General features: G+C 44.9%; 2 protein-coding genes. Both read left to right on the forward strand.

Annotated features, from left to right (window positions below; genetic code table 11):
* The first annotated feature begins 68 nt into the window (after positions 1-68).
* On the forward strand, positions 69-746 hold the full coding sequence (locus ACIFSR_RS34730) for a transposase (RefSeq protein WP_430063799.1): 678 nt from the start codon (positions 69-71) through the stop codon (positions 744-746).
* Positions 747-766: 20 nt separating this feature from the next.
* Positions 767-1,624, forward strand: a complete 858-nt coding sequence (locus ACIFSR_RS34735) for an IS3 family transposase (RefSeq protein WP_430063801.1) — start codon at positions 767-769, stop codon at positions 1,622-1,624.
* Positions 1,625-1,668: the final 44 nt, after the last annotated feature.

The following is a 1,668-nucleotide window of genomic DNA, read 5'->3' on the forward strand; positions in this document are numbered from 1 at the left end:
TGATATGCTCCCCAAATAGTAGACAGGTGAAATAATAAAAAACCTGCTGCTGTGAGGGGAGCATTTTCATGTCTAAAGTTGAATATTGCGCATCGGAGAAACTTACCATTATCGAAGAGATCGAAAGTGGCGAGCTTGGCTTTATGGCCGCTGCGTATAAATATGGGGTATCAAAAACAACCTTGGTGAAATGGCAACGCCGATATGAAGTCTATGGTTTAGAAGGATTGGAGATTCGAACGAATAACCGTAGCTACTCTGAAGAACTTAAGCTACAGGCGGTGATGGATTACATCAAGGGGGAATTATCCCAATACGATATCATTGATAAATACAAGATAGCGAGTAGAACACAGCTATCGGACTGGGTGAAGAAGTATAATAGTCATAGCAGCTTAAAAACCTATAAAGGGGGAGCAATGGCTATGACGAAAGGACGTTCTACGACCTGGAAGGAACGGTTAGAGATTGTTCAGTATTGTATGACACATGACGAGGATTACGGTAAGACAGCGGAGCAGCATCAGGTCTCCTACCAACAGGTGTACCAGTGGGTGAAGAAATACCAAGACGGAGGACAAGAAGCGCTTCAGGATGGACGTGGACGTAAAAAAACCGAAGAAGAGTTAACGGACACAGACCACCAGAAGCTTGCCATGAAGAAGATGGAGGCGGAAATTGAACGTCTACGCGCAGAAAATGCATTCCTAAAAAAGTTAGAGGAACTCGAAAGAAGGCGACGCTAAGCCAAGTACGTCAAGATAACATCTATCTTGCCATTCAGGCGGTACGGCAAGACGGGCAGTTCAGCATAAAGACGCTGTGTGAAATTGCAGAGATTCCACGGCCAAGCTATTACAAATGGCTGAACCGTAAGCCTAGTGTACGTGAACTAGAAAACCAAAAACTCACAAAAGCGATGATCTCGCTGCATGAGAAGGTAGGCGGTATCTACGGGTACCGTCGATTAAAGCTTCACTTGTGCAAAGAAACGAAGCAGAAGATTAACCACAAGCGCATCCAGCGCCTCATGCAGCTACAAGGCATTCAGTCAGTGATTCGCCGCAGAAAACGAAAGAAATATGCAGCGTCAACGCCTCAGCACGTGGCTGAGAACCTGCTAAACCGCGAATTCACCGCGACAAAACCGAACGAAAAATGGGTAACCGATGTAACGGAATTCAAATATGGTCACGGTCAAAAGGCGTATTTAAGCGCCATCTTGGACCTCCACGACAACACCGTTGTGTCTCACGTATTCGGGCACTCGAATAACAATAGCCTCGTGTTTCAAACCGTCAAAAGGGCGATGAAGGCAGCATCAAAGAGCAAGCCCATGTTGCATAGTGACCGAGGCTTTCAATACACTTCTCTACGGTTCAAAAAGTTATTTGGGAAAAAAATAACCCATAGCATGTCTCGCGTAGGGAGATGCATCGATAACAGTCCCATAGAATCCTTCTGGGGAACCCTGAAGTGCGAAAAATATTATTTGCACACATACCAAAATTTTGAAGGGCTTGAACGGGACATTGAAGCCTACATCCACTTTTACAATAACGAACGATTACAGGCAAAACTAAACGGCCTCAGTCCAATGGAGTTTAGGACTAAGGCCGTTTAACAGGTTTTATTATTTGTAATGTCTACTTGACGGGGTGCAGTTCA

Origin of the sequence: Paenibacillus sp. NRS-1760 (assembly GCF_050467785.1) — a bacterium.
In the GTDB taxonomy this organism is placed as follows: domain Bacteria; phylum Bacillota; class Bacilli; order Paenibacillales; family Paenibacillaceae; genus Pristimantibacillus.